The organism is Pigmentiphaga sp. MLSB6-MA01 (genome assembly GCF_058793475.1).
This window is the reverse complement of sequence record NZ_JBXAFV010000005.1, coordinates 74,277-92,865: the sequence shown is the minus strand read 5'-3', so window position 1 is coordinate 92,865 and position 18,589 is coordinate 74,277. Positions and strand designations below refer to the sequence as shown.

At 69.0% G+C, this 18,589-nt stretch carries 18 protein-coding genes; 15 read left to right on the top strand and 3 right to left on the bottom strand.

The features are described from left to right. The first annotated feature begins 1 nt into the window (after position 1). The 9 genes from gshB (at position 2) to AC1Q6E_RS10125 (ending at position 7,790) form a co-directional block, all read left to right on the top strand. On the top strand, positions 2-979 hold the full coding sequence (gene gshB / locus AC1Q6E_RS10165) for a glutathione synthase (protein WP_152793266.1): 978 nt from the start codon (positions 2-4) through the stop codon (positions 977-979). Next, a complete protein-coding gene (locus AC1Q6E_RS10160; RefSeq protein WP_152793265.1) occupies positions 976-1,389 on the top strand; it encodes a PTS sugar transporter subunit IIA in 414 nt (137 codons plus the stop codon). Before gshB ends, AC1Q6E_RS10160 begins: the two co-directional genes overlap by 4 nt. Before the next feature lie 2 nt (positions 1,390-1,391). Further along, complete coding sequence (locus AC1Q6E_RS10155) at positions 1,392-1,661, top strand: HPr family phosphocarrier protein (RefSeq protein ID WP_152793264.1); 270 nt, start codon at positions 1,392-1,394, stop codon at positions 1,659-1,661. 17 nt (positions 1,662-1,678) lie between these two features. Further along, entirely contained in the window at positions 1,679-3,403 is a 1,725-nt protein-coding gene (gene ptsP / locus AC1Q6E_RS10150) for a phosphoenolpyruvate--protein phosphotransferase (RefSeq protein ID WP_152793263.1), read from the top strand. Between the two features lie 61 nt (positions 3,404-3,464). Continuing rightward, the gene (locus AC1Q6E_RS10145) at positions 3,465-4,187 is read left to right on the top strand and encodes a helix-turn-helix transcriptional regulator (protein WP_492572667.1); all 723 of its coding nucleotides are present in this window, start codon (positions 3,465-3,467) and stop codon (positions 4,185-4,187) included. Positions 4,188-4,311: 124 nt separating this feature from the next. Beyond that, the gene (gene metX, locus AC1Q6E_RS10140) at positions 4,312-5,547 is read left to right on the top strand and encodes a homoserine O-succinyltransferase MetX (protein WP_492572666.1); all 1,236 of its coding nucleotides are present in this window, start codon (positions 4,312-4,314) and stop codon (positions 5,545-5,547) included. Next, complete coding sequence (metW, locus tag AC1Q6E_RS10135; protein ID WP_152793262.1) at positions 5,544-6,167, top strand: methionine biosynthesis protein MetW; 624 nt, start codon at positions 5,544-5,546, stop codon at positions 6,165-6,167. The genes metX and metW overlap by 4 nt, the downstream gene beginning before the upstream one ends. A gap of 31 nt (positions 6,168-6,198) precedes the next feature. Further along, complete coding sequence (locus AC1Q6E_RS10130; RefSeq protein ID WP_152793261.1) at positions 6,199-7,362, top strand: metallophosphoesterase; 1,164 nt, start codon at positions 6,199-6,201, stop codon at positions 7,360-7,362. A gap of 122 nt (positions 7,363-7,484) precedes the next feature. Then, positions 7,485-7,790 carry an I78 family peptidase inhibitor gene (locus tag AC1Q6E_RS10125; protein WP_152793260.1) on the top strand — a complete coding sequence of 102 codons (306 nt, stop codon included), beginning with the start codon at positions 7,485-7,487 and terminating at the stop codon, positions 7,788-7,790. Between the two features lie 10 nt (positions 7,791-7,800). Here the strand turns inward: AC1Q6E_RS10125 and AC1Q6E_RS10120 are convergent, their stop codons facing one another. After that, positions 7,801-8,748, bottom strand: coding sequence for a LysR family transcriptional regulator (locus AC1Q6E_RS10120; protein WP_152793259.1), 948 nt, complete (start codon positions 8,746-8,748; stop codon positions 7,801-7,803). 161 nt (positions 8,749-8,909) lie between these two features. Here AC1Q6E_RS10120 and AC1Q6E_RS10115 point away from each other — a divergent pair, with 161 nt between their 5' ends. The 4 genes from AC1Q6E_RS10115 (at position 8,910) to AC1Q6E_RS10100 (ending at position 14,483) form a co-directional block, all read left to right on the top strand. Next, positions 8,910-9,875 (top strand): Bug family tripartite tricarboxylate transporter substrate binding protein, encoded by a 966-nt coding sequence (locus tag AC1Q6E_RS10115; protein WP_296559829.1) that lies wholly within the window; start codon positions 8,910-8,912, stop codon positions 9,873-9,875. A gap of 125 nt (positions 9,876-10,000) precedes the next feature. Further along, positions 10,001-11,155: an iron-containing alcohol dehydrogenase gene (locus AC1Q6E_RS10110; RefSeq protein WP_152793257.1), complete on the top strand. Its 1,155-nt coding sequence runs from the start codon at positions 10,001-10,003 to the stop codon at positions 11,153-11,155. A gap of 36 nt (positions 11,156-11,191) precedes the next feature. Next, complete coding sequence (locus tag AC1Q6E_RS10105) at positions 11,192-12,661, top strand: aldehyde dehydrogenase (RefSeq protein ID WP_296559832.1); 1,470 nt, start codon at positions 11,192-11,194, stop codon at positions 12,659-12,661. Positions 12,662-12,824: 163 nt separating this feature from the next. Further along, complete coding sequence (locus AC1Q6E_RS10100; RefSeq protein ID WP_296559834.1) at positions 12,825-14,483, top strand: carboxypeptidase regulatory-like domain-containing protein; 1,659 nt, start codon at positions 12,825-12,827, stop codon at positions 14,481-14,483. Between the two features lie 120 nt (positions 14,484-14,603). Here the strand turns inward: AC1Q6E_RS10100 and AC1Q6E_RS10095 are convergent, their stop codons facing one another. Both AC1Q6E_RS10095 and AC1Q6E_RS10090 read right to left on the bottom strand, forming a co-directional pair. Next, on the bottom strand, positions 14,604-15,197 hold the full coding sequence (locus tag AC1Q6E_RS10095) for a DUF502 domain-containing protein (protein ID WP_296559836.1): 594 nt from the start codon (positions 15,195-15,197) through the stop codon (positions 14,604-14,606). A 99-nt stretch (positions 15,198-15,296) separates the two neighbouring features. Continuing rightward, on the bottom strand, positions 15,297-16,355 hold the full coding sequence (locus AC1Q6E_RS10090; protein WP_152793253.1) for an MBL fold metallo-hydrolase: 1,059 nt from the start codon (positions 16,353-16,355) through the stop codon (positions 15,297-15,299). Positions 16,356-16,531: 176 nt separating this feature from the next. On the opposite strand from AC1Q6E_RS10090, the gene AC1Q6E_RS10085 reads away from it, so the two are divergent. Together AC1Q6E_RS10085 and AC1Q6E_RS10080 are read left to right on the top strand one after the other, a co-directional pair. After that, positions 16,532-17,713: an acetyl-CoA C-acetyltransferase gene (locus AC1Q6E_RS10085; protein WP_152793252.1), complete on the top strand. Its 1,182-nt coding sequence runs from the start codon at positions 16,532-16,534 to the stop codon at positions 17,711-17,713. A 13-nt stretch (positions 17,714-17,726) separates the two neighbouring features. Further along, positions 17,727-18,587, top strand: coding sequence for an IclR family transcriptional regulator (locus tag AC1Q6E_RS10080; RefSeq protein WP_296559839.1), 861 nt, complete (start codon positions 17,727-17,729; stop codon positions 18,585-18,587). Positions 18,588-18,589 lie beyond the last annotated feature (2 nt).

Here is an 18,589-nt window from a genome sequence, read left to right as displayed (position 1 = left end):
CATGCACGTACTTTTCATTGTTGACCCGCTTCCCGCGCTCAAGGCCTACAAGGACACCTCCGTGGCGATGATGCGAGCCCTCGTGGCCCGCGGCCACCGGCTGAGCGTGGCGATGCAGGGCGATCTCTACGTCATCGACGGCACGGTGCGCACGGCGTCCCGGCCCATCGAGCTGGTGGCGGACGCCGACCTGCACGAACACGCCTGGTGGAAGGAGGGACCCGAAGGCGACCAGCCGCTGACCGCCTTCGACGCGGTGCTGATGCGCAAAGACCCGCCGTTCGACATGGAATACGTGTATTCCACCCACCTGATGGAGCGGGCAGAGGCCCAGGGCGCGCGGGTGTTCAATTCCGGCGCCGCGATCCGCAACCACCCCGAGAAGCTGGCCATCGCCGAGTTCCCGCACCTGACGGTGCCGACGCTGGTGACGCGCGACATGGCCCGGCTGAGGGCTTTCCACAACGAACACCACGACGTCATCGTCAAGCCGCTGGACGGCATGGGCGGCACCGGGATCTTCCGGCTGGCCCCCAAGGAAGCCAACCTGAACGCCATCCTGGAAACGCTGACCGACAACGGCCAGCGCAGCATCATGGCCCAGCGTTACATTCCCGAGATCCTGCAGGGCGACAAGCGGGTGCTGCTGATCGGCGGCGAGCCCGTGCCGTATTGCCTGGCGCGCATTCCCCAGGCGGGCGAGACCCGCGGCAACCTGGCCGCCGGCGGCCGGGGCGTGGCCCAGCCGCTGTCCGGGCGCGACCTGGAGATCGCCCGCGAACTGGGGCCGAAGCTGGCCGCGCGGGGCCTGCTGCTGGTGGGACTGGACGTGATCGGCGACTACGTCACCGAGATCAACGTGACCAGCCCCACCACGTTTTGCGAAATCACCGAGCAGACCGGATTCGACGTCGGCGCGATGTTCGCGCGGGCCCTGGAGGATGCCGTCGCCGCCAGGCCGGAAGCGAGGCCGACATGACCGGCGTCGTCATCGTCGCGCACGAACCGCTGGCTTCGTCGCTCCTTTCCTGCGCATCGCACATCTTCGGCGAACTGTCCGGCGTGCTGGCCTACGATGCCGGCAACGACGAGGATCCCGACCAGATGTTCCGCGCGGTGCTCGAGCGCATCGAATCCGCGGCGTCCGGCGAGGGCGTGCTGGTGCTGACCGACGTGGTGGGCGCCACGCCCGCCAACCAGACCGACCGGGCGGCGCGCGAGGCATCGCGGCTGGGGACGCCCACCACCGTGCTGGCCGGTGTCAACATTCCGATGTTGTTGCGCACCTTGCCTTACCGCCACCTTTCCCTTGATGATCTGGCGCAACGCGCCCTGGCCGGCGGCACGCAAGGCGTCTTGCGCGTCGACGGCGAACCTGAAGACGATTGACCATGCCGAGTATCGACATTGCCATTACCAACAAGCTGGGCCTGCATGCGCGGGCTTCCGCCAAGCTTACCCAGCTCGCCAGCCGGTTCCGCAGCGAGATCCACATCGCGCGCGGCACGCGCCGCGTCAATGCCAAGAGCATCATGGGCGTCATGATGCTGGCGGCGGGCATCGGCACCAAGGTAACCGTCGATGCCGAGGGCGAAGACGCCCAGGAGGCCCTGGACCGGATCCAGGAGCTGTTCGCGCAGAAGTTCGGCGAGGCCGAGTAAAGCCTATGGAGACTTCGATGCTGGCCTTGCACGGACTGGGGGTGTCGCGCGGCTATGCCATCGGCCGCGCCGTGGTCATCGGCGCGGCCGCTCTGGAGGTGTCCCACTATCGTATCGATGAAGAGGAAGTAGAGGCCGAGTGCGCACGGCTGGCCGCCGCCATTCGCGCCGCTTCCGACGAACTGGCCCAACTGGCCGACCATCTTCCCCCCGACGTACCCCGTGAACTGGGCGCCATCCTTCAGGTGCACAGCATGATCCTGGCCGACGCGATGATCTCGCTCGAACCGCTGGAGATCATCCGTGCCCGCCACTACAACGCCGAATGGGCGTTGACCGCCCAGGGCCAGGCGCTGGCCGAGCAGTTCGCGCAGATGGACGACGAGTACATGCGCGAACGGGGCGGCGACGTGCGCCAGGTGATCGAGCGCATCCTGCACGCGCTGGCCGAGGCGAACGGGCGTCCGCGCAACCTGAAGGGCTCGGCGCTGGCCGACCATGGCGATCCGCTCATCGTCGTGGCCCATGACATCGCGCCCGCCGACATGCTCAAGCTGCGCGGCGGGCGCTTCGCGGCGTTCGCCACCGACCTGGGCGGCGCGACCTCGCACACGGCCATCGTCGCGCGCAGCATGGGCGTGCCGGCCGTGGTGGCGCTGGGCGTGGCGCGCACGCTGCTGCGCGACGGCGACATGGTGATCGTCGATGGCGAGGCCGGCGTGCTGCTGGTCAATCCGCCCGCGAGCGTCGTGGCCGAATACCGGGCCCGCCAGGTCGACTACGCCCGCGAACGGGCCACGCTGGCGACGCTGCGCGACGTGCCGGCCATTACGCTGGACGGCGTGGTGGTGTCGATGCTGGCCAACATCGAGCTGCCCGACGAGGCGCAGGCGGCGGTCGACGCGGGGGCCGAGGGCATCGGATTGTTCCGCAGCGAGTTCCTTTTCATGGGGCGCGACGACCTGCCCGGCGAAGAGGAGCAGTACGAGGCCTATGCCTCGGTGGTGCGCACGATGGCGGGGCGCCCCGTCACCATCCGGACCCTGGACATCGGCGCCGACAAGACGCTGGACGGCGAAGCCACCGTGGCGACCAATCCGGCCCTGGGCCTGCGGGCGATCCGCTATTGCCTGGCCCATCCCGAACTGTTCGCCACGCAGTTGCGCGCCATCCTGCGCGCGTCGGCCCACGGTCCGGTGCGGATACTGATACCCATGGTGGCCCATCTGCGCGAGGCGCGCGCCTCGCATGCCGCCATCGCCGCCGCGAAGCAGGAGCTCGACGCGCGCGGCCAGGCCTATGGCGCGAACATCCAGGTGGGCGCGATGGTCGAGATACCGGCGGTGGCGATCGCCATCGAGCCTTTCGTGGAAGTCTTCGATTTCCTGTCGATCGGCACCAACGACCTGATCCAGTACACCCTGGCCATCGATCGGGCCGATCCCGACGTGGCCGTCCTGTACGATTCCCTGCACCCCGCCGTGCTGCGCCTGGTGGCCAACACCATCAACGCCGGCGCCCGGGCCGGCAAGCCGGTCTCGGTGTGCGGCGAGATGGCGGGCGACACGGAACTGACGCGGCTGCTGCTGGGGCTGGGCCTGACGCAATTCTCCATGCACCCGCAGCAGTTGCTGGACGTCAAGCGCGAGATCCTGCAAGCCCATTCCAATGCTTTGCGCACCAAGGTCGCGGCGGTGTTGAACCGTGCCTCGGAAATGGACCTGTCCTTGCTGAACCAATAGGTGGAATGACGAGTCTCGCAGTCGCATCATCAATATCCAACGGCGCGCGGCATGGAAAACCATGAGATTCGCCACGCGCGCCTTGCGGACGCTACGTCCCTTGATCGGAGCCTCGTGCCCGGCGGACATCGACAAGGTCGTCCGTGAGTTCGCCGCCGAGCTGGACGCCATGCATTACGTACTGGGCATCGTCCAGCACACGCCCGGGGGCGATGTGCTGCGATGGCTGTGCGAGGATGCCTGGCGCTGGTGGGAGGCGTTCCGGCCCGAGTTTTCGCCCTTGGTCGCGGCCGCCGGGTGGCGCGCCGGGCAGTTGCGCATCACATGGCGGACCCTGGACGATGACCAGTTTTTCCCCGTCCATGACGAGTTGCAGCGGCTGAGGGCCCGGAGCGGGCTGTTCCTGGTGGCCGACGGGCTGCGTCCCGGCGATACGCTCGCCTGCCTCGGCCTGCTGTTCGGTTTCGCGGACTCGACAGGGGGGCGCCATGCCCATGCGCAACTGGCCGACCTGTGCCACCATGCCGCGTCGCTGCTGCTCGACGCCTATCTGCGGCTGCCGTGCCAGGAACGCAAGCCGGAATGCGTGCCGACCCGGCTTTCCGCGCGCGAACAGGAATGCCTGCGCTGGGCATCGGTGGGCAAGACCGGCGGCGAAACCGCCCAGATCCTGGGCGTGAGCGAACGCACCGTGAACTTCCACCTGGGCAACGCGTTCGTCAAGCTCCGGGTCAACAACAAACAGGCGGCGGTGGCCCAGGCCATCCTGCGGGGTTTGCTGTAGAGCGGCGGCGGGTGGCGGGGCGCGCCGGAGCGGGTGCTACAATTCTCCGCATCTTTCATTGGCGCCGATTTGCCTGGTCCGCTTGCGGGCGCCCGATAAATCCAGCTAAAGAGTTCCGTCCATCGTGTCTTCCGATTCGCATCTCGAAGAGGCGTTGACCGCCTTTCTCGACACTCCCGTTCCCCCTCCCATCGGTCCCGATTCCGTCGGCGTCGTCCAGCCGCAGGCCATGACCTTCGACGAGCCGCTGCAATTGGCCAGCGGCACGGCCTTCGGCCCGTATTCGCTCACCATCGAGACCTACGGCCGCCTGAACGCCGACCGCTCCAACGCGGTGCTGGTCTGCCATGCGCTGAATGCCTCGCACCACGTGGCCGGCGTATCGGCCGACGATCCGTCCGACGTCGGCTGGTGGGACAACATGGTGGGGCCCGGCAAGCCGCTGGATACCGATCGCTTCTTCGTGATCGGGATCAACAACCTGGGGTCCTGCTTCGGGTCCACCGGGCCCGCCAGCATCGATCCCCGCACCGGCCGCCCGTACGGCGCCTCGTTCCCCGTCGTCACGGTCGAGGACTGGGTCCATGCGCAGGCCCGCGTGGCCGACCGGCTGGGCATCGCCCGTTTCGCGGCGGTCATGGGCGGATCGCTGGGCGGCATGCAGGCGCTCAGCTGGGCCATCACCTATCCCGAGCGCGTGGCGCATTGCGTGGTCATCGCCAGCACGCCGCGGCTGTCGGCGCAGAACATCGCGTTCAACGAAGTGGCGCGGCGCGCCATCATCACCGATCCGGAGTTCCACGGCGGCGACTTCTACGCCCACGGCACGGTGCCGCGCAACGGCCTGTCGGTGGCGCGGATGATCGGCCACATCACCTATCTGTCGGGCGATGACATGGCCGAGAAGTTCGGACGGGCGCAGCGTTCGCCCGGCGCCGACGGCGCGTTCCGCTATGGCTATGACGTGGAATTCGAGGTGGAATCCTACCTGCGCTACCAGGGCGAGAAGTTCTCGAAGTATTTCGATGCCAACACCTATCTGCTGATCACGCGGGCCCTGGATTATTTCGATCCGGCCAAGCAGGCCGGCGGCGATCTGGCGCGGTCGCTCGCGCCGGCGCAGGCCGAGTTCCTGCTGACCTCGTTCACGACCGACTGGCGTTTCCCGCCCTCGTGTTCCCGCGAGATCGTGCAGGCGCTGCTGCGCAACGGCCGCCCGGTCACCTATGCCGAGATCGAGGCGCCGCACGGCCACGATGCCTTCCTGCTGGATGACGCCCGCTATCACTCGGTGATGCGGGGCTATTTCGATCGCGTGGCCCGCCAACTGGGCCTGGGCGCGGCGGGAGGTGCGCAATGAGCCGCCCCGCCGCTTCGCTGCGCCCGGATCTGGCCCGGATCGCGGGCTGGATCGCCGACGGTTCGCGCGTGCTGGACCTGGGTTGCGGCGACGGCACGCTGCTCGCCCACCTGCGCGATGCGCAGCAGGCCCGCATCGTCGGGGTCGAGATCAGCGACCAGCACGTGATCGAATGCGCGCGCAAGGGCGTCAACGTCATCCAGCAGAACCTGGAGGACGGTCTCGCGCTGTTCGAGGACGGCCGCTTCGACACGGTGGTGTTGTCGCAGACGCTGCAGGCCGTGCACAACACCGAGCGCATCCTGCTCGAAATGGCGCGGGTGGGAAGCGAGGGCATCGTTTCCTTCCCCAATTTCGGTCATTGGACCCACGGCTTGTCCATCCTGCGCGGGCACATGCCCGTGACCGGACAGATGCCCTACCAGTGGTACAACACGCCCAACATCCACCTGTGCACGCTGAAGGATTTCGAGGCGTTGGCCGCGAAGCTCGGCCTGCGCATCCTGGCGCGCGCGACTTTCGCCGACGCCCACGAGATCTCGTGGCTGCCGGGATGGCGCAGTACGCTGGCCGTGTACCGCTTCGCCTCGCCGGCGCGGCGCGGGACGAAGGCGGCGTGACCGCCGGCGGGCGCGTCCGGCGGCACGTGGCATGAGCCAGCGTCGCGCCCTGCATCGGTTCTACTTTTTCGGCTTGATCGGCCTGGTGCATGCCTACGTGTGGCTGCGCCTCGTGCCGGCCCTGGGCGCGGTGCCGGGCCTGGCGCCGGCGCTGGCGATCGTGCTGGCATCGTCCGCCATCCTGATTCCCACCAGCATGCTGGCGCGGCGCCGCTCGGCCGGCCGCCTGCTGCTGGGGGCGATCTGGCTGGGGCTGCTGTGCATGGGCCTGTTCTCGTCGCTGTTCGTGCTGACGCTGCTGCGCGACCTCGTGTTGGCCGGTGCTTCGGCGCTGGCGTGGCTCCAGGCCGGCGGCGGCCATGCGGCGCTGGCGCTGCCGTCGGCCCTGTTCGTGGTGGCGGCCTCGCTGCTGATGTCGGTGGCCGGCTTCATCGGCGCCCGCCGCGTGGCGCGCGTGGTGCGCGTCGACATCCCGCTGAAGGGGCTGCCCGGCGGACTGGACGGATTCACCATCGCGCAGATCAGCGACATCCATGTCGGGCCCACCATCCGCGCGCCCTACGTGCGGCGCATCGTCGATGCGGTGAACGGGCTGCGGCCCGACATGGTGGCGATCACCGGCGACCTGGTCGACGGCAGCGTGGCCGATCTCGCGCCGCACGCCCGGCCCCTGACGGAGCTGGTATCGCGCCATGGGACCTTCTTCGTGACCGGCAACCACGAGTACTACTCGGGCGCGCACGCCTGGGTGGATGCATTGCGCGACATGGGCATGCGGGTGCTGCTGAACGAGCACGCGGTGTTGCGCCATGCGGGCCAGGACCTGGTGGTGGCCGGCATCACCGACTACAGCGCCCACCAGTTCGACCCGGCGCACCGCAGCGATCCGCAGCGCGCGATAGACGGAGCGCCGGCCGATGCCGGCGCTCGCGTGGTGCTGGCCCACCAGCCTCGCAGCGCGGCGGCCACCGCCGCCGCGGGCTTCGACCTCCAGCTGTCGGGCCATACGCACGGGGGGCAGTTCCTGCCCTGGAATTTCTTCGTACCGCTGCAACAGCCGTTCGTGACGGGGCTGCATCGCCAGGACGGCATGTGGGTGTACGTGAGCCGCGGGACGGGCTACTGGGGGCCTCCCATGCGTTTCGGCGTGCCGTCGGAGATCACGCTGTTGCGGCTGGTGCGGGCGCGGGACTAAAGTGGTCGACGTCGCGCCCGGCCACGGCTACCCGCGCCAGAGCGCCTTCGCAGTGATGTTCCGCCGGCATGTCGGGATGCCGCCCACGCTGTTCCATCGATGAATCCCCACAAGGAGAACCCATGATCCGGAGCGCCTTCGCCCTGGCCACGCTGGCCCTCGCCACCGGCTGCGCCGCCCCCGTGCCCGCCGCCGCCCCCCAGCCCGCGGCGCAGGCGCCGCAGGGGCAATGCCAGGCCGACGCGGCCCAGTCCCTGGTTGGCCAGCAGCTCAGTTCGGTGCTGGCCGAGGAGGCCCGCAAGGCTTCGGGCGCCGGCAGCGCGCGCGTGCTGCGCCCCGGGCAGGCCATCACCATGGAATTCAATCCGTTCCGGGTGAATGTCGAGGTCAACCGCCGCGAGGTCGTGACGGCGATACGCTGCGGCTGAGGACGGTCCTTCAGCCCGGCGCGGGCTTGCCCAGCGGCGCATGCCCGCGCAGCGCCGAGGCCGCTTCCTCGATATAGGTCGCCAGCGCCCGGGCCTCGGGGCTGAGCGGCCGGATGGACGAATAATAGATTTCCGTCCACAGTTCGATGCGGGGCCGGAACGGCCGGGTCACGACGTCGGGGAAGATGCCGGTGGACAGCAGCATGGGGTTGATCAGGCCGATGCCCACGTCCTGCTGCACCAGCGCGCACACGCCCATGGACGTGCTGGCGAAGATGGTCTTGGGCACGCTGACGCCCGCTTCCTGCAAGGTGGCGCGGACCAGGATGGACGTGGGCGATTCTTCGGGCAGGGCGATGACGGTGGCGCCGACCAGGTCCTCCGGGCGCACCACGGGCTTGGCCACCAATGGATGGCGCCGGTGCAGGGCGGCCACCAGCAGGTCCTCGGATATCGTGTGGCGCTGGCACAGGTCGACGCTGCTGGCCGTGTTGGGCGCGGGCGGGTTGGTCACGCCCAGGTCCACCTCGTGGTGGGCCACCGATTCCAGCACCTTGGGCGGGCCTTCCACGCGCAAGTGGACGTTGACCTCCGGATGGCTGTCCTTGAAGCGCTGGATGGCGCTGGGCAGGATGGCGATCAGCGGCGGCGCGTGGGCCGCGACGATGACGGTGCGCACCGAGCCCTGGTCCAGCGCATAGGCCTCGTCCAGCGCCCATTCCAGGTGCTTGGCCGCCTGCTCGGCCCGCGGCAGCAGGCGGTGCGCGGCGGCCGTGGGTTCGAGCCGTCCGTGCGCCAGCGTGAACAGCGCCACGCCGGTTTCCCGCTCCATCAGCCGCAGGGTCTTGCTGACCGCCGCCTTGGAAATGCCCAGCCGCAGCGCGGCCTCGCTCATGCCGCGGCTGCGCATGAGGGTGGCGAAGATCTGGAAATGGCGGCTGTTCAGGAGGCGCGACACGGCAAGGGAGTTCCGGCCCGGCAACGGGCATGGGTGGAGTTGTTAACTTCCAGTTAACCAGAAATGCCATTGTCACACATGCCGGCTGTCTACAATTTTCCGCATGGACGAGTCGGGAAGGCCCCGGCCGTCGCTGTTCCACCCTTTACGAGATCGATGTGATGATGCGCAAGCTGTTTTCCGTGGCGGCCCTGTCGGCCGCCCTGGTTCCCGCGGCCGCGATGGCCGACACCTTCCCCTCCAAGCCCGTGACCATCGTGGTGTCGGTGCCGGCCGGCGGCACCATCGACGCGATCGCGCGCATGGTCGCCAAGGACATGGGCGAGTCGCTGGGCAGGCAGTTCGTGGTCGAGAACCGGCCGGGCGCCAACGGCAACATCGCCGCCGACTACGTGCGCCGCGCGCCCGCGGACGGCTACACGCTGCTGATGCTGGCCTCGAGCACGCTGGCGCTGGGTCCGTACGTGATGCAGAACGTTCCGTTCGACCCGATCAAGGATTTCGCCCCGGTGGCGATGACCGCGGGCCTGAACATGGCGCTGCTGGTCAATCCCAAGGTGGGCGTCTCGGACGTCAAGGGCCTGGTCGAGAAGATGAAGGCCAACCCGGGCAAGCTGAACTATTCGTCCACCGGCAACGGCTCGTTCCCGCACGTGGCCGGCGCGCTGCTGAACCTGGAAACCCATACCGACGCGACGCACGTGCCCTACAAGGGGCTGGCGCCTTCCATCCAGGACCTGCTGGCGGGCCAGGTGGACTTCACCTTCGATTCGGGTAGCGCCGTCCACGTCAAGTCGGGCAAGCTCAAGGCGCTGGCCGTGATCGGACCCAAGCGCGCCTCGGCCCTGCCCGACGTGCCCACCTTCCGCGAGGCCGGCCTGCCCGAACTGGAGAAGGTCAGTGGCTGGCACGGCGTGTTCGCCCCGGCCGGCACCCCGGCGGACGTGATCAAGCGCCTGAACGCCGAGATCAACAAGAGCCTGAAGAAGCCCGATTCCGTCGAGCGCATCCAGGCCATGGGCTTCGAAAGCGTGGCCACCACGCCCGAGGAACTCGGCAACGCGCTGCGCACCGAGTACAAGAACTTCGGCGACCTGATCGCCAAGACCAAGATCTCGGCGTACTGATCCGCGTCCCGGCCGGCGCGCCGCGCGCCGGCCATCCCTTCTTCCTGCTTTCCGCATCACCGCGCATGGGGTGAGGGCCGTGCTCATCCCGGCCGCCCCGCGCGGCCCGGACGGAGCCGATGTCCATGCCCAGCTTCCATTTCGAAACCACGCCTCGCATCGTCTGCGAGCGCGGGGCCGCCCTCCGGCTGGCCCAGATCCTCCAGGCCGGCGGCCATCGCCGCGCGTTTCTCGTCACCGATCCCGGGCTGGTCGCGGCCGGGCTGGTCGATGCGCCCGCCGCGGCCCTGCGCGCCGCGGGCCTGCACGTGACCGTGTACGACCGCGTCGAGGCCGATCCGCCCGAGCACGTGGTGCTGGAAGCGGCGCGTGCCGCCCGCGACGACCGTGCCGAATGCGTGATCGGCCTGGGCGGCGGCAGCTCGCTCGACACCGCCAAGCTGGTGGCCCTGCTGGCCGCCAATCCGCAGCCGCTGGCCGACATCTACGGGCCGCAGCGCGCCCGCGGGCCGCGCCTGCCGCTGATCCAGGTGCCGACCACCGCGGGCACCGGCTCCGAAGCCACGCCCACCTCGGTCGTGTCCACGCCCGACCACCAGAAGCGCGGCGTGATCAGTTCCCTGCTGTTCCCCGACGTGGCGGTGCTGGATGCCGCGCTGACGGCGGCGCTGCCGCCCGGACCGACCGCGATGACCGGCATCGACGCCATGGTCCACGCCATCGAGGCCTACACCACCCGGCACAAGAAGAATCCCATGTCGGACATGCTGGCGGTGCGCGCCCTGCAACTGCTGCACGGCCACCTGGGCGGCGCGGTGCGGCAGGGCGGCGACCTGGATGACCGCGAGGCCATGCTGCTCGGCTCGCTGCTGGCGGGCATGGCCTTCGCCAACGCCCCGGTGGCCGCGATCCACGCGCTGGCCCATCCGCTGGGCAGCCACTTCCACGTGCCGCACGGACTGGCCAACTCGCTGGTCATGGTCCCCATCCTGCGGTTCAACCTGCCGGTGGCCGAAGGCGCGTACGCCGAACTGGCGCGCGCGCTGGATCCGGGCCTGCGCGACGCGGACGATGCCGGCGCGGCGCGTGCCTTCATCGCCGCCATGCAGGCCCACGTGACGTCATCGCCCATCCCGCAGCGGCTGCGCGACGTGGGGGTCGGCGAGTCCGACCTGCCGGTGCTGGCCGAAGCGGCGATGACCGTGGACCGCCTGCTGATGAACAACCCCCGCGACCTGACCCGCGACGACGCGCTCGCGATCTACACCCAGGCCTTCTAGCGCACCGCCGCGCCCGGCCCTACATGGAATCCTGACATGACCGAACACATCCAGACCCTGATCGCCGGTTCCTGGCGCGATGCCTCGGGACCCCGGTACGCGACCGAATACCCCGCCGACGGCAGCCAGGTCGCCACGTTGCACGCGGCCACGGCCGACGACGTGGACCAGGCCGTGCGCGCCGCCGAGGCCGCGCGCCTGCGCCCCGAATGGGCGGGCCTGAAGCCGCACGAGCGCGGGGCCATCCTGAGTCGCATCGCCGCCGGCATCCGCGAGCGGGCCGAGGAACTGGCGCAGCTCCAGCGCCTGGACAACGGCAAGCCCATCAACGAGACGCGCGCGCTGGTGGCCAGCGCGGCCGGCACCTTCCAGTTCTTCGCGGCGGCCTGCGAGACGATGGAAGACACCATCACCCCGTCGCGCGGCGACTACGTCAGCATGAGCGTGCACGAGCCGCTGGGCGTGGTGGGGGCCATCACGCCGTGGAACTCGCCCATCGCCAGCGAGGCGCAGAAGCTGGCGCCCGCCCTGGCCGCCGGCTGCGCGGTCGTGTTCAAGCCGGCCGAGATCACGCCGCGCATGGCCATCGAGCTGGCCCGCATCGCGCAGCAGGCGGGCGTGCCGGACGGCATCCTGAGCGTGGTGCCCGGCAAGGGTTCGGTGGTCGGCGACGCGCTGGTGCGCCATCCGTTGATCCGCCGCATCGCCTTTACCGGCGGCACCACCGTGGGCCTGGGCATCGCCCGGCTGGCGGCCGAGCGCCTGATGCCGACCTCGCTGGAACTGGGCGGCAAGTCGCCCACCATCGTCTGCGCCGATGCCGACCTGGACCACGCGGTGGCCGGCGTGCTGTACGGCATCTTCAGTTCGTCCGGCGAATCGTGCATCGCGGGTTCGCGCGCCTTCGTGCATGCCAGCGTGTACGAAGCCTTCAAGGAACGCCTGCTGGCGGGCGTGCGGGCGCTGCGCGTGGGCGACCCGGCCAGCGAGCGGACCCAGATGGGGCCGCTGGTCAGCCGCGCCCACCGCGAATCGGTGGAACGCTACGTGCAACTGGGCGTGGACGAGGGGGGCAAGGTGCTGGCCGGCGGCCAGCGGCCCACCGGCGCCGGCTACGAGCGCGGCAGCTATTACCTGCCCACCGTGATCGAAGGCCTGCCCAACGAGGCCCGCATGTGCCAGGAAGAGATCTTCGGGCCGGTGCTGGCGCTGCTGCCCTGGACCGACGAAGCCGACCTGATCGCCCAGTGCAACGACAGCGTGTTCGGCCTGGCCTCGGGCATCTGGACGGGCGACTACAAGACGGCCTGGCGCCTGGGGGCCGCGTTGCAGACCGGTACCGTCTGGGTCAACACCTACAAGCTGTTCTCGGTCAGCACGCCCTTCGGCGGCGTGAAGATGAGCGGCACCGGGCGCGAGAAGGGCCGTCTGGGCATCCTGGAGTACACCAACCAGAAGAGTTACTACTGGGGCATGAACGCGGCGCCGCTGCCGTGGAGCCGGTGACGCGCTTTCCCCCAGATCTGAGTATTTGCAAGAGATGTATGTATTGTTAACGTAGTGAGTGCATCCAGCATTCCATCTGTAGACTTCCGCCGCTAGTAAACGCTTACAACAAAAACTGGCCTGACCAACCGTCAGGCCAGGCGGATTCCAAACAGGGGAAATCATGAAACACGATGCTACGCTGGGCGAGAGCCCCGCGGGCGGCCGCGCGCGCGTCGGCAAGTCCCGGCTGCCGGCTTTGCTGGCGGCCCTTGGCGCCTCGCTGGTGCTGGCCGCCTGCGGCGGCGGCGACGGCTCGTCGTCCAGCCCGCAGCCGACCGATCCTGAACCGCCCACCAACCCCGAGCCACCGGTCACGGTGACCGGCAAGGTCAAGGGGAAGGTCATCAACGGCCAGACCGGCGCGGCCATCCAGAACGCCCGCCTCAGCAACGGCTCGGCCAGCGCCACGTCCAATGCCCAGGGCGAGTTCGAACTGGCCGGCGTCGCGCCCGCCAGCCGGACGGTGATCCGCGTCAACGCCACCGGCTATGGCGAGGGCCTGCCCACCGCCGCCGTCGTCGCCAACCAGACCACCGACATCGCCACCGTCGAACTGCAGCCGGTGGACGTGACGGGCGGCGGCGACGCCGCCACGGCCATCACCGTGACCGCGCCCAACACGCCGGCGTCCGTCTCGCTGCCCGCCAACGGCCTGGTCCGCCCCGACGGTTCGCCCGCCACGGGCGCGGTCTCGGTCGCGCTGAGCGCGGTGAACCCGGCCCTGAACGTCAACGCCATGCCGGGCCAGTACCTGGTCTCGACCTCGGGCGGCGGCACCGGCGTCATGGAAAGCTGGGGCGCGATCAATGTGACCCTGCAGAACACCGCGGGCGAACGCCTGAACCTGGCGCCCGGCAAGACCGCGACCATCCGCATTCCGGTCGCCACCCGCAGCGCCAGCAACCCCGCCACGATCCCGCTGTTCTACTTCGACGAGGCGACCGGCTTCTGGAAGCAGGAAGGCTCGGCCACGCTGGCCGGTTCGGGCGCCGACCAGTACTACGAGGGCACCGTCAGCCACTTCACGTACTGGAATGCCGATCAGTTGATGAACACGGTCTACGTGAACGGCTGCGTGGCCGATGACGCGGGCGCATCGTCGCTGGCGAACATCCTGGTCGCCTCGGACGGCATCGACTACTCCAGCTCGTCGTCCGTGCGCACCGATGCCCAAGGCAAGTTCCGTATCGCGATGAAGAAGGGCGGCAAGGCGACGCTGTTCGCGCAACAGGGCGTCAAGCTGTCCAACACGGTGTCGGTGGGGCCGTTCGCCGCGGACACCACTCTGGCTGAATGCCTGTCGCTGACGACGCTGACCGATGCCATCAGCATCAAGCTGACCTGGGGCGCCAAGCCCGTGGACGTGGATTCGCACCTGTTCGCGCCGGATGGCACCGAGATCTACTATGGCAGCAAAGGCAGCCTGGGCACCGATCCCTTCGCCAACCTGGACGTCGACGACACCACCGGCTTCGGTCCCGAGGTGGTGACCATCCGCAAGCTGATGGTCGGTACCTATACCTATGCGCTCTACAACTACTCGGGTACCTATGATCCCGGCATGACCGGATCGCCGGTGCGGGTCGAGCTGAACAACAAGGGTTCGCTGTCGGTATTCGGCCCGACTTCCGGAGAAACCGCGAATTCGACCCGATGGTGGACGGTGTTCAAGCTGACCGTGAGCGACCGCTGTCAGGTTACGGTCAACCGCGTGGGCACGTGGTCCAGTGACACGCCGGCCCATGCCGAGGTCACGCGCAAATATTGCCAGCCGTCCTGACCACGACCGTTGGCAGCGAGCGAAGCTTCGCTGCCACGTCCCAAGATAACGGCACTAGACCCAGGATGCGGTGGATCCGGCTTCGCCGGTCCACCCGCATCGCCCCCTGGGGGGAGCCCGTCAGGGCGTAGGGGGGGTCCTCATCATCCAGGCGATCAGCGACGAGCGCATCGCCTCTTCCACCGTCATTTCGATGGGCGTGACCCACGAGGCCGGCACGAACACCGTATAGCCGCCGATCATGTACCCCATGGGCAGGTAGACGGCCACCCGCTCGCCGGGCAGGAAGCCCTCGGGCAGGCCGGCCGTGCTGCGCCGGGTGACCAGGCCCACCAGTTCGAATTCCTGGCCCGGCATGCGCAGGATGACGACCTGCTGCCCGCCCTGGCTGGTGCTGGGCGTGAAATAGTCGGCGAAGCTCTTGAGCGACGAATAGACGCTCTTGACCACCGGGATGCTGGTGAACGGCCATTCCACGTAGGACAGCAGGCGGCGCACCCGGTGCTTGGACACCAGCATGCCGACCGCGACGATGCCGAGCACGCCCAGGATCAGGCCCAGGCCGGGGAAGTAGAAGCTGCCGACGAAAGGGTGGAGCACCGCCAGGGCGAGCGCCTCCATCCAGGCCACGCACACGTACATCAGGTACAGCGTCAACGCCAGCGGCAGGATGGTGATCAGGCCGCGGAAAAAATACTTGTAGACGTTTTTCATCTCGGACTCCTGCGGCACCAGGGAAGCCGCCCCGCGCGGCGGTGGCCGGGGCGCCAAGCATAGCAGCAGAATGCGCGCGGCCAGGGGCCGCGCGGGAGATCAGGCGGGAACCCGGTAGCGGACGATGCCGTCGGCGCCGATCTCGCGGGCGATCACGCCCTGGTAGTACAGCATGTGCAGGTGGGCGATGGCTTCGCCCAGGGCGAAGGTCATCTGGTGCAGGTCCAGCTTGCGCTTGAACAGCACGGGCACGATGTCGTAGGCCGAGGCGGCCTGGCCGGTACAGGCCTCCTTGACGCGCGCCAGATGGTCGGCGTGGTGGGCGTGCTGCTGCGCGATGCGCGTATGGATGCCGGTGAAGGGGCGCCCATGCGAGGGCAGCACCAGCGCGTCGGCCGGGACGTGGGCATAGCCGCCCAGCGAATCCAGGTACAGCTGGAGCGGATTGCTCTCGGGGTCGATGTCGGTGACGCTGACGTTGGTCGAGATGCGCGGCAGCACCATGTCGCCGGAAATGACGATGTTCAGTTCCTTGCAATACAGCGAGATGTGCTCGGGCGCGTGCCCGTAGCCGGCGATGGCATGCCATTCGTGGCCGCCGATGCGCAGCACGTCGCGGTCCATGATGCGGTTGAAATGGGCGGGGACCTGGGGCACGAGCTGCGGGTAGTAGCGGGTGCGGGCGCGCACGCCGTCCAGCGAGGCCTGGTCGGCCATGCCGTTGCGGGCGAAATGGTCGGCCATGCGCTCGCCGCCCGAGATGGCCTGGCCTTCCACGAACAGGTGGGCGGTCAGGAAGTCGGTGGCGCTCATTTGCAGCGGGACGCCCCATTTTTCGGTCAGCCAGTGGGCCAGGCCGAGGTGGTCGGGGTGCATGTGGGTGACGATGACCCGCACGACCGGCAGCCCGTCGAGCTGGGTGGCGAAAACCTGCTCCCAGAGCGCCTTGACCTCGTCGCGGGCGACGCCGCAGTCGACGATGGTCCAGCCGTCCCGTCCTTCGAACCGGTCGCGCAGCAGCCACAGGTTGATGTGGTCCAGCGCGAACGGCAGGGGCATGCGGATCCAGCGGATGCCGGGCGCGACCTCGATGGCGGCGCCGGCTTCGGGCAGCCTGTCGCCCAGCGGATACTTCAGTTCGTGTTCGAGAGGATTCATGGCGGGTCGGGGGGGCCTGGCCGGTTCGTGCGGCGCTGCCTGGGCAGGTCTAAAATGGGCAGGCCACTTGTTGGTAAATTACAGCTAGTGTACCTAGGTGCCGGCGGATGCTTTCCGGAGCGCCGCCGCCGCCCTTGCCCGTGGCGCCCGCCGCTTTTCAGAGTCAGGAGTCGAAGATGTCGGATCCCGTTGTTATCGTATCGGCCGCCCGTACCCCCATGGGCGCCATGTTGGGCGAGCTTTCAGGGCTTTCCGCCAACCAGTTGGGCGCGGTCGCCATCAAGGCGGCCATCGAGCGTTCGGGCCTGAAGCCCGAGCAGATCCAGGAAGTGCTGATGGGCAACGTGCTGCAGGCCGGGCAGGGCCAGGCGCCGGCCCGCCAGGCCGCGCTGGGCGCGGGCCTGCCGCTCGGCACCAGTTGCTCCACCATCAACAAGATCTGCGGGTCGGGCATGAAGGCCACGATGCTGGCGCACGACCTGCTGCTGGCCGGCAGCGCCCAGGTCGCGCTGGCGGGTGGCATGGAAAGCATGAGCAACGCCCCCTACCTGCTGCCCAAGGCGCGCCAGGGCTACCGCTACGGCCACGCCACCATGTACGACCACATGGCGATGGACGGCCTGGAAGACGCCTATGACAAGGGCCGCGCCATGGGCGTGTTCGCCGAGGACTGCGCCGCCAAGTACAGCTTCACCCGCGAGCAGCAGGACGCCTATTCGCTCGAGTCGCTGCGCCGCGCCAAGGCCGCCAGCGAGGACGGCAGCTTCGAATGGGAAATCGCGCCGGTCACCGTGGCCGATCGCAAGGGCGAGAAGGTCATCGCGCGCGACGAGGCCCCCTACAAGGCCATGCCCGAGAAGATCCCCACCCTCAAGCCCGCGTTCAAGAAGGACGGTACCGTCACCGCCGCCAACTCTTCGTCCATTTCGGACGGCGCCGCGGCCCTGGTCCTGATGCGCGCCTCGACCGCCGAGAAACTGGGCGTCACGCCGCTGGCCCGCGTGGTCGCCCACGCGCAGCATTCGCAGGAGCCGCAATGGTTCACCACCGCGCCGGTGGGCGCGCTGGCCACGCTGTTCGCCAAGACCGGCTGGAAGCCGGGCGACGTCGATCTGTACGAGATCAACGAAGCCTTCGCCGTGGTGACCATGGCCGCGATGGCCGAGCACAAGCTGCCGCACGACAGGGTCAACGTGCACGGCGGCGCGACCGCGCTGGGCCACCCCATCGGCGCCAGCGGCGCGCGGCTGATCGCCACCCTGCTAGGGGCGATGCGCCAGCGCAATGCCAAGCGCGGCGTGGCCTCGCTGTGCATAGGCGGCGGCGAAGCCACGGCCATGGCTTTCGAACTGATCTGATCGCCAGGGCTGCATGACGCAACACCCATCGGCCGGCGGCAAGCCGGCCGGCATCGGCGCGGGCAGCCCTGGGGCTGCCCGCGTGTCCGCGGGCGCCGAGGGCGACGCGGTCAAGCCCAGCGATGCCTACGTGCAGTCCTTCGCGCGCGGATTGGCCGTCATCCGGGCCTTCAACGCCGAACGACCCGCCATGACCCTGACCGAGGTGGCCGAGGCCGCCGGGCTGACGCGGGCGGGCGCGCGCCGCATCCTGCTGACGCTGGTGCAACTGGGCTACGTGGCCACGGAAGGCAGGCAGTTCCGGCTCACGCCCCGCATCCTGGAACTGGGCTTCGCCTATCTGACTTCCATGCCGTTCTGGGACCTGGCCGAGCCCATCATGGAGCAATTGACCAACGAGGCGCACCAGTCCTGCTCGGCTACCGTGCTGGACGGGACCGACATCGTCTACGTGCTGCGCATCCCGACCGGGCGCATCATGTCCATCAACCTCGGGATAGGCAGCCGCCTGCCCGCCTACTGCTCGGCCATGGGGCGCGTGCTGCTGGCCGGCCTGGCCGACGGCGAGATCGACGCGGCGCTGGCCAGGTCCGACCTGCGGGCCCATACGCCGTTGACGGTGACCGACCCGGCGCAGCTGAAGGCGGCCATCCTGAAGGTGCGCGAGCAGGGCTGGTCGCTGGTGGACCGGGAGCTCGAAACCGGGCTGGTCGCCATCGCCGCGCCCATCCGCGACCGCAGCGGCCGCACCGTCGCCGCCCTGAACCTGAGCGGCCAGGCGCACCTCGTGACGGCGCGGCAGATGCGGGACGAACTGTTGCCGCTGCTGTGCCGCGCCGCTGAACGCATCAACGACCTGATGAGGCGCGTGTAAGC